Genomic DNA, 8,557 nt, shown 5'->3' on the forward strand with positions numbered 1-8,557 from the left:
ATTACCATTAATAAACGTGGGCTTTGAGAGCTCGGTTGAGGTAGGTATCTGACATACAAAAAGGGATGCATTACGCATCCCTTTGTTATTTCTGCTTGTTTAAAAACAAGATTAAGCTTTTGCTGCTGCCGCTGCTTTAGCGATTGCTGCAAAGCTCTTCGCGTCTAGAGAAGCACCACCAACTAGCGCACCATCGATGTCTGGTTGTGAGAAGTATGCTTCTGCGTTTTCTGGTTTAACAGAACCGCCGTACTGGATGATTACTTGCTCTGCAACTGCTTCGTCTTTCGCTGCGATTAGTGCACGGATAGAAGCGTGGATGCGTTGTGCATCTTCAGCTGTTGCTGCTTTACCAGTACCGATTGCCCAGATTGGTTCGTAAGCGATGATTGCGCCGTTTAGAGCTTCAACGCCGTATGCGTCGATAACTGCATTGATTTGACGAGCACATACTGCTTCAGTTTCACCCGCTTCGTTTTGAGCTTCTGATTCACCGATACAGAAAACTGGAGTTAGACCGTTTTCTTTTAGGAACGCGAATTTCTTAGCGACAAACTCGTCAGATTCGTTGTGGTAATCACGACGCTCTGAGTGGCCGATGATGATGTGAGTAGCACCGAAGTCTTTCAGCATTTCTGGAGACATATCGCCAGTGAAAGCACCGCTGTTGTTCAGGTCAGTGTTTTGTGCACCTAGGATGATCTTGTTACCGCCTTCAGCAATTAGACGCTCAGCTAGATCCAGGTAAAGTGCTGGTGGAGCTACTGCTACGTCAACACCTTCAACGCCTTCAAGTTCAGCATTTAGACCAGTTAGCAGCTCAGTTACCATTGCTTTGCTGCCATTCAGTTTCCAGTTACCCATCACTACAGGACGACGCATAGGAATATCTCCCTTATTTTTAATGTAAAAAGACTATTAATGTAAAAAATCTACGAAAGAATATAACAGAATAATGTGAACAGATCATGATTGGCGTCATGTCTTATGTGCCTTTCTATCTCTGGTTGGATCTGAAGTTGTTCTGTCATTTCTATCAAAACCAAGCGATTGGTGATCACGTAGACAGAATGATAGTTCATTCCTCGGAAATTGCTGCCTGGATTGGTATTACTACGCACTGAACTTTTGTGCCGTAGAAAGGAATTAAAATGCCAAACTTAGTTTTAGAGTACTCAAACTCAGTGGATGAGCGCGTCAATGTTCAAGGCCTGTTGGAAGATCTGCATCAAACAACGCTGGATAGCGGGCTTTTTGAGTGGGCATCAGTGAAATCTAGAACACTCAGGTGCCACAACTGGTTGATAGGAGATGAGGGAGACAGCGCTGACTTTATTCATATCAACTTTGAATTGCTGGCGGGAAGAACACCAGAGCAAAAACGAGCGTTAGCACGAGAGCTGATGGCTGTACTTCAGGAGCAAGCCAGTCACGTTTATAGCTTAACCGTAAATATGCGTGATATGGATGTGGAATGTTTTCAGAAAGTGATTAACTGATCCAATTTTTCATATACCCAAGTTTCATGTGGTCAGTTGGGTATATGAATTAAACTTCCTCTCCGTTACAGTATGAAGCGACTCATGTACGTTGTTAAGTTTCTGTTTATCTAAACCTAGTTTCAACACTCAGTTAACTTGATTTTTAGGACTATTAGATGAAATTTTTCTACTATCTTAATAACTTGCTACTCAATATTGTTCCCTCTTTTCTTTTTCAACGTCATAAATCGCAGCTGGAGCGCCTTTTTGAAAATGACAGAGATGCAATTCAGGCGCGCGTTGACTATTACTGTAAGCTTAACGATGTACATGAACTACCTAGCGATGCTATTACGCTGAGTACTTACAGGCGTCGTGGTAAAAGTGCCTATTTTTATGACCTGAAGCAATATTTGCATTACTTCCCTAAGCATCTGAAGTTTGCTTATTACTTTGGTGACCATGTTAAAGTAGAGCCATTGCCAACACTGTATAAAGCAAGGCCTACACAGGGGGATAACTCAACCTCAGTGTTATTTAAGTTAGATAAAATGCGCCACTTTCGTTTTATCGAAGACAGTACGCCTTACCAGGACAAAAAAGATATGGCGGTATTTCGTGGTGCGGTGAAACAAAAACATCGTATTCGTTTTATGGAGGCCATGTTTGGTCATCCGCTGGTGGATGCGGGTCAGTCAAACCCTGCCAAAGATCACCCAGAGTGGCAGCAGCCATTTATGTCAGTTGAAGATCAGCTGCAATACAAGTTTATTATCTGTTTGGAAGGCAATGATGTCGCTTCTAACTTGAAGTGGGCGATGTCCTCAAACTCAGTCATTATCACGCCAAAAATGAGGTTTGAAACCTGGTTTATGGAGGGCGCTCTCAAACCTGGTGTTCACTATATTGAAGTGAAAGATGATTGGTCTGATTTTGAAGAGCAGGTCAATTACTACTTACAGAATCCAACCGAAGCACAAAAGATTGTGGAGAATGCTCACCAGCATGTCGCTCAATTCCAGAATCAAGAAATGGAAGACTTGGTCTGTATTAAAACGCTAGAGAAGTATTTTTCAATCACTAACCGCTCACGGGTTTTTGTCCTTAATTTCGCGCGCTAGAGCAAGGTTGCTCTATCGCTCTATCCTGGAATGAGAGAAGCTGCTGAGTTTTGGTTTGTTATACTATTTGAGTTGTAGGTTTGTTTTTTTCATTTCAGAGGTAAATATTAATGCTGACTAAAGAGTTACTGTTTTCTTTTCAAGGACGTATAGGACGTAAAACCTTTTGGATTTGGAACGTTATTTATTATGTTTCCATCCTAGGTTTTGGCGTCGGTATCAGTAAGTTATTTCCTGCTTTTTCTCACCTTCTGCTGCCTGTTTTTCTCTTGGTTATATTGATTCCTGACCTCGCTATTACCACTAAGCGCTGGCACGACCGTGATAAATCGATTTATTGGTTAGCGCTTAATATTCCTTTGGTTTTAGGCCGAATCGCCACACCAATCACAAGCCCAGTTTCGCAAGAACCGAGCGCTGTACAATTGTTTATTGCATCTATTTCCCTAATTTGTGGCGTATGGATATTGGTCGAGTGTGGCTTTCTGAAAGGAACAACTGGCTCCAATAAATATGGGCCTGATCCGATAGAAGGATCTAGGATCTAGGACCTTAATCTCTCCTAAACTGAACCACATTATGTGTCTTTTCAGGCTGTTGCTCACCTTGCAACGCTGCTCTGAACTTCATGATCTGTTTCTGTAATTCATTCATTAATACCACGTTGGTATGGTGAGGGTTTTTACAGTTTTTGATCACTCTGTCGATGTGACTTTGCTGCGCCCATAATCTTGGTTGCATGCTTTCTGATGCACCTTCAATCATCTCGCGAACCATATCTTGGCGGAATTGCTCAAAGGCTTCAGGATCACTTTCGGCCATTCGCACCAGTTCTTCGAATGGTGGGAGGGTTTGTGGTTTGTGAGTCGGTAGATTGGTCATCGCTTCTCTCCAAGTCTATGGATAGTGACGCTTCGATACTAAAAAGCGTACATCACGGAGAAGTGGGGCGTGCTGAAACTTATACGGTAGTCTCAGATATAAGAGGATCCGTTGTTCTGAGACTTCCAGAGAAGAACCAATGACCTGGGGGATTACCTACGTGTGAATACGGTAGACGCAGCGACGGTGGCCGCTAATGATGTGTTCGGTGCGTTCGATGTGGGTTTCATTACCAAGTAGAGCCTGGAATACGCTCAGTTCTGATTTACAGAGGCTCGGACAGCGAGTTGCAGCTTTACAAATAGGGCAGTGGTTCTCAATCAAGATAAAACCGTGGTCATCTTGCTCAAGTTCAGCCATGTAGCCTTCTTGCTCACGCAGACAGACAAGCTTTTTCAATTTACTTTCCAGAGAATCGCACTGTTCCAGATGTTGGCGATAGTTTTGCAATGTGAGCTTTTCACGTTCAGAGGTGACTTTCTCAAGACCATCCTTACCGAAGATGTGCTCGACAGCTTCAATGAACTGTACGGTGAGTTCTCCATGGCGGTCAGCAAATTGCTCATGACCTTTTTGCGTCAGTGCCCAGTGTCTGGTCGGGCGACCGACTTTCACCTTTACGTCGTAAATAGACAGGATGCCATCATCTTCTAAACCTTGCAGGTGCTGACGCGCCCCCATGCTTGTCATACCAAGCTCAGAAGAGAGTTGTTTTGCCGTGACAGAGCCGTCACGCTTAACGATTTGCAATATCCTATCTACGGTTTTCATATATCCACCATTTATACATCAGTACATATTATGCGCGATAGGTTTTGTAAAGAAAAGTGTTGACTTAGGTATGAGGGGCGAGGTTATAGGATCCTAGGCCCTAGAGGGAGTTTGCTGGGAGTGCGAATACAAAAATATACTTTTCAGTACTCTGTATTCCGTATTCCAAAGCAGCAAACACCGGAGCTTACGTTTATCACTGAGCTTACCGCAGACACACCTAGGACCTAGCCCCCTAGGATCTAGGACCTTGTATTCCGTAATCCGTATTCCAAAACAGCAAATACAAATGCTAATCGGGCACAACGGTCCCTGCGAGTAAACCTAGGCCCTCATCTTTTATAAAATAATATCGCGAACTTCTGGATCTTTACGCTCTAAGTAGTGAATAGACTTAATACGACGAATCGTGCGGCAGCGACCACGGATAAGCAGGGTTTCAGTTGTCGCGATATTGCCCTGGCGAGTAATACCTTCCAGCAGGTCACCTTTAGTGATGCCGGTGGCTGAGAACACAACGTTATCGCTGCGTGCCATGTCTTCCATCTTCAATACGACGTTTGCCTTAACACCCATTTCTTCACAACGTTTTAGCTCTGCCGCGCCGTAGATACGGTTCTCTTCAGTATTTCCTTTTACTTCATGACGAGGTAGCAAACGGCCATGCATATCACCGTCAAGTGCGCGAATTACTGCGGCTGAAACCACGCCTTCAGGCGCGCCACCAATGCAGTACATCATGTCTACTTCACTGTCTGGCATACAAGTCAGGATAGATGCGGCAACATCACCGTCTGGCACCGCGAATACGCGTACACCCATTGCTTGCATTTCTGCGATGACTTGGTCGTGACGAGGCTTTGCCAGTGTGATTACGACGAGGGTGTCCAGTGTTTTATTCAGCGCTTTCGCGACATTTTCCAGGTTTTCTTTCAACGGCTTTTCTAAATCGATTACGCCTTTTGCACCTGGGCCAACCACCAGTTTTTCCATGTACATATCTGGTGCTTTTAGAAAACTGCCTTTTTCGCCAGCAGCCAGTACAGCCAATGCATTTGACTGGCCCATTGCTGTCATGCGAGTGCCTTCAATAGGATCTACGGCAATATCGACCTCATCACCGCCGATTCCCACTTGCTCCCCGATGTATAGCATCGGCGCATCATCAATTTCGCCTTCGCCAATGACAATTTCACCACTGATCTCTGTTTTGTTCAGTAGTGCGCGCATAACCTCAACGGCCGCACCGTCCGCTGCGTTTTTGTCGCCGCGACCAAGCCATTTGTAACCAGCCAGTGCTGCACCTTCAGTAACACGGGAAAATGCCATTGCTAAATCACGTTTCATGATGTCTCCAAGTAAGAAGAGGGAAGAAGAATTTGCGTGGCGATTTTATCATATCGATGATTAAACGTTTGCTTTTTTGCCGAGCTTTTACTTTGAGTAAATTGAATTTGATCAATACTGGGTCAGTTTTTCTCTTGGCGAGACGCAAATAGCTTGCTCAAAAATACTTCGCAGACAAGAAAAGTCAGCGTTTAGTGAGATTGCGCCGGTTTTTTAACCGAATGATGCAAAATATCGAATATAGTGAGTGTTTCTCGTCGCGACGCTGAGTAGAATGAACCTTATATAGGTAAGGTGCGCGCCTGTCTCGTGCATCATCCCAACGGAACAACATAGGTAGGCCAAGATGTCTTTTGAAGTATTAGCACAACTAGAATCTAAAATTCAAACTGCAGTTGACACGATCACTCTTCTTCAAATGGAAGTGGAAGAGCTGAAAGAAGATAAAGTAAAACTAGAAGCACAAGCGAACGAACTTCGCTCGCAACGTGAAGAGCTTGAGCAAAAAGCTGAGCAAGCTCAACAAGAGCATGCGCAATGGCAAGAGCGTATTCGTGCACTGCTTGGCAAAATGGAAGAAGTGGAATAATTCAGACTTTCTGCCCAGAATTGAGAACACCCGCGATAAGCGGGTGTTTTTGTTTTAGGGAATAGGTCCTAGGGGATAAACCAAGGTCCTGGGTTTTTAGGATCCTAGGCCTGAGGAACTTATTATTCTTGATTACGGATTTCGAGAAAACTTTGTCTTTCCCGTATTCTGTAAGCGAAGCGCCCTGTAATCCAAAACCACAAACACTAGAGCTTACGTTTATCACTTTACTAACCGCAAACACACCTAGGACCTAGTCCCCTAGGATCTAGGACCTTATGTTCTAGCCCTAATCTCTAGGCTCTAGAACCTCTAATACTTCTTCTTCTGCCTCATCTAACTCCAGGTCGATATTAAGCGGTTCTGGAGACAAAATGATGCCAGTGCTGTCTGCGTAGATGTAATCCTCTGGCAGAAAACTCACGCCACCAAAGTTTACAGGTACATCGTACTCACCAATACCTTGACTCGACGCCCCGACAGGGATGGAAGCCAGCGCCTGAATGCCTAGATTCATATCTTCGAGTTCGTCGACTTCACGTACACAGCCGTATACGACCAGACCTTCCCACTCATTTTCTTCTGCGATGGTTGCGATTTCCGCATCGACAAGGGCTTTACGCAAGGAACCGCCACCGTCAATTAGCAATACGCGTCCGAGCCCATCTTGCTCTAATGTTTCGCGTATCAGAGAATTGTCTTCAAAACACTTGATAGTGGTAATTTGACCGGCGAACGAAGCGCGACCGCCAAAGTTACTGAACATAGGTTCAACCACATCTACCTGCTCGAGATAAATGTCACAGAGTGCTGAGGTGTTGTATTCCATAACGTACCTTTCTAAAAAGAAACTGGTTGTCTTTGAGTATATCTAGGCATTAAGTCAATGCAATGACAAATCTTTTTTAACTTATCAGAGTTTGAGCTACCACAATTGTTGCAAATAAAACGTTGGTAACAAGAGAGCATTTTACGATGACTGGCATCATAGGCGCGATTTGTGCGGGCTTTTGGGTCTCCCATACCGCTTTACCATGGTGTGCGACAAAATAAATACTCAACAAGAATGGCAGGCTAATCCAAACAGGTTTGCTCTGAATCAGCAGATACACAGCGAAAGCAAGTATTGCTCCGCCCAATAGAATGAAGTGGTACTGTTTTGCTTTGTGCTGACCCAGACGAACGGCGACGGTACGTTTGCCGCATTCGCGATCATTATCAATATCACGCATGTTGTTGATGTTAAGAACTGCAACGGCGAGTAAGCCACAACCGAGGGCAGGCAGGAACAGTGTGGTATCGACATGTCCTGTGTGAAGAAAGTAAGTGCCTGATACGCCCAGTAAGCCAAAGAACAGGAATACGGAAATATCGCCTAAGCCGACATAACCATAGGGTCTGCTGCCCATGGTATAAGCCACTGCAGCCAGAATGGCGAGGACGCCTAAGCCAATAAAGGTCAAAATGCTTTCCAACGAACTCAGTGAGTAAAACACTAAGATAAGTCCAGACAAGACAGTAAGCGCAATATTGAAGATTATGGCTTGTTTCATCTGTTTGGTACTGACCGCACCAGACTGTATAGCACGCAGCGGACCCAGACGTTTTTCATTATCTGTTCCCTTTACGGCGTCTCCGTAGTCATTGGCCAGGTTAGAAAGAATCTGCAATAGCGTAGCAGTCACAAAAGCCATGACAGAAATAGTTAGCGAGAACTGACCCGCCGAATAAGCGAGGACACTGCCAGTAAGAATAGAAACGAGTGCCAGCGGTAATGTTTTTGGACGAGCGGCATCAAGCCAGATCTGTAAAGATTGTTTCATGGATATTTCGTGCTAGTAACCGATTTGTCCAGTATAAGCATAAAGAGGCAGATACGCTATTGACCTAAGACAAGTCAATGGAAGTCAGGGGGAACAGAAGGTCCTAGGTTTTAGAAGTGTCTGCGGTAAGTTCAGTTAGAAATGTAAGCTCAGGTGCTTGCTGCTTTTGAATACTGATTACAGAATACAGGAAGGTCCTAGGTGGCTAGGTCCTAGGTTCTAGGAGTGTCTGCGGTAAGTTCAGTTAGAAATGTAAGCCCAGGTACTTGTTGTCTTGGAATACGGAGCGCTTCGCTTACTGATTACGGAAGGGGTGAACATCATCTGTATTCAGTAATCCGTATTCCAAAAAAGCAAATCAAGGAAATTACGTTTATCACTTTATTCCCAACGAGCTCCTCTAGGGCCTAGGACCCTAGAGCCTAGGGCCTGTTGATCTTTCATATCGACAAATTACTCAGCAGTCTTTCGGTAGCCACATCATAGTGAATGAAAGGGCTACCATCGCTGAGTAGTTTCTTGCCAACTTATCATATCTGCTTG

10 protein-coding genes are annotated in these 8,557 nt (G+C 44.6%); 4 read left to right on the forward strand and 6 right to left on the reverse strand.

The genetic code is table 11. The features are described 5' to 3' along the window. Positions 1 to 111 precede the first annotated feature (111 nt). Positions 112 to 882, reverse strand: coding sequence for a triose-phosphate isomerase (gene tpiA, locus ACWYU8_RS17675; protein WP_457521042.1), 771 nt, complete (start codon positions 880 to 882; stop codon positions 112 to 114). A gap of 269 nt (positions 883 to 1,151) precedes the next feature. On the opposite strand from tpiA, the gene ACWYU8_RS17680 reads away from it, so the two are divergent. The 3 genes from ACWYU8_RS17680 (at position 1,152) to ACWYU8_RS17690 (ending at position 3,150) form a co-directional block, all read left to right on the forward strand. After that, complete coding sequence (locus ACWYU8_RS17680) at positions 1,152 to 1,499, forward strand: 5-carboxymethyl-2-hydroxymuconate Delta-isomerase (RefSeq protein WP_457521043.1); 348 nt, start codon at positions 1,152 to 1,154, stop codon at positions 1,497 to 1,499. A 158-nt stretch (positions 1,500 to 1,657) separates the two neighbouring features. Then, positions 1,658 to 2,602: a glycosyl transferase family 90 gene (locus ACWYU8_RS17685; protein ID WP_457521044.1), complete on the forward strand. Its 945-nt coding sequence runs from the start codon at positions 1,658 to 1,660 to the stop codon at positions 2,600 to 2,602. 110 nt (positions 2,603 to 2,712) lie between these two features. Then, positions 2,713 to 3,150 (forward strand): DUF805 domain-containing protein, encoded by a 438-nt coding sequence (locus ACWYU8_RS17690; RefSeq protein WP_457521045.1) that lies wholly within the window; start codon positions 2,713 to 2,715, stop codon positions 3,148 to 3,150. 4 nt (positions 3,151 to 3,154) lie between these two features. Here ACWYU8_RS17690 and ACWYU8_RS17695 read toward each other — a convergent pair whose 3' ends face one another. From ACWYU8_RS17695 to glpX, 3 genes are all read right to left on the reverse strand, one after another. Then, positions 3,155 to 3,484 carry a DUF3135 domain-containing protein gene (locus ACWYU8_RS17695; protein ID WP_457521046.1) on the reverse strand — a complete coding sequence of 110 codons (330 nt, stop codon included), beginning with the start codon at positions 3,482 to 3,484 and terminating at the stop codon, positions 3,155 to 3,157. Between the two features lie 156 nt (positions 3,485 to 3,640). Continuing rightward, positions 3,641 to 4,255, reverse strand: coding sequence for a helix-turn-helix transcriptional regulator (locus ACWYU8_RS17700; protein ID WP_457521047.1), 615 nt, complete (start codon positions 4,253 to 4,255; stop codon positions 3,641 to 3,643). A 339-nt stretch (positions 4,256 to 4,594) separates the two neighbouring features. Further along, positions 4,595 to 5,602 (reverse strand): class II fructose-bisphosphatase, encoded by a 1,008-nt coding sequence (gene glpX, locus ACWYU8_RS17705; RefSeq protein WP_457521048.1) that lies wholly within the window; start codon positions 5,600 to 5,602, stop codon positions 4,595 to 4,597. A gap of 346 nt (positions 5,603 to 5,948) precedes the next feature. Here glpX and zapB point away from each other — a divergent pair, with 346 nt between their 5' ends. Further along, positions 5,949 to 6,191: a cell division protein ZapB gene (gene zapB, locus ACWYU8_RS17710; RefSeq protein ID WP_457521049.1), complete on the forward strand. Its 243-nt coding sequence runs from the start codon at positions 5,949 to 5,951 to the stop codon at positions 6,189 to 6,191. A 289-nt stretch (positions 6,192 to 6,480) separates the two neighbouring features. Here zapB and rraA read toward each other — a convergent pair whose 3' ends face one another. Together rraA and ACWYU8_RS17720 are read right to left on the reverse strand one after the other, a co-directional pair. Next, positions 6,481 to 7,020, reverse strand: a complete 540-nt coding sequence (gene rraA / locus ACWYU8_RS17715; protein WP_457521050.1) for a ribonuclease E activity regulator RraA — start codon at positions 7,018 to 7,020, stop codon at positions 6,481 to 6,483. 76 nt (positions 7,021 to 7,096) lie between these two features. Next, positions 7,097 to 8,014, reverse strand: a complete 918-nt coding sequence (locus tag ACWYU8_RS17720) for a 1,4-dihydroxy-2-naphthoate polyprenyltransferase (RefSeq protein WP_457521051.1) — start codon at positions 8,012 to 8,014, stop codon at positions 7,097 to 7,099. Positions 8,015 to 8,557: the final 543 nt, after the last annotated feature.

This window comes from Vibrio limimangrovi (assembly GCF_054064025.1).

Coding starts and splice junctions, on each gene's coding strand:
- rraA (WP_457521050.1), bottom strand. CDS start 7,020: ATGGAATACAACACCTCAGCACTCTGTGACATTTATCTCGAGCAGGTA.
- ACWYU8_RS17680 (WP_457521043.1), top strand. CDS start 1,152: ATGCCAAACTTAGTTTTAGAGTACTCAAACTCAGTGGATGAGCGCGTC.
- ACWYU8_RS17700 (WP_457521047.1), bottom strand. CDS start 4,255: ATGAAAACCGTAGATAGGATATTGCAAATCGTTAAGCGTGACGGCTCT.
- glpX (WP_457521048.1), bottom strand. CDS start 5,602: ATGAAACGTGATTTAGCAATGGCATTTTCCCGTGTTACTGAAGGTGCA.
- zapB (WP_457521049.1), top strand. CDS start 5,949: ATGTCTTTTGAAGTATTAGCACAACTAGAATCTAAAATTCAAACTGCA.
- ACWYU8_RS17685 (WP_457521044.1), top strand. CDS start 1,658: ATGAAATTTTTCTACTATCTTAATAACTTGCTACTCAATATTGTTCCC.
- ACWYU8_RS17695 (WP_457521046.1), bottom strand. CDS start 3,484: ATGACCAATCTACCGACTCACAAACCACAAACCCTCCCACCATTCGAA.
- tpiA (WP_457521042.1), bottom strand. CDS start 882: ATGCGTCGTCCTGTAGTGATGGGTAACTGGAAACTGAATGGCAGCAAA.
- ACWYU8_RS17720 (WP_457521051.1), bottom strand. CDS start 8,014: ATGAAACAATCTTTACAGATCTGGCTTGATGCCGCTCGTCCAAAAACA.
- ACWYU8_RS17690 (WP_457521045.1), top strand. CDS start 2,713: ATGCTGACTAAAGAGTTACTGTTTTCTTTTCAAGGACGTATAGGACGT.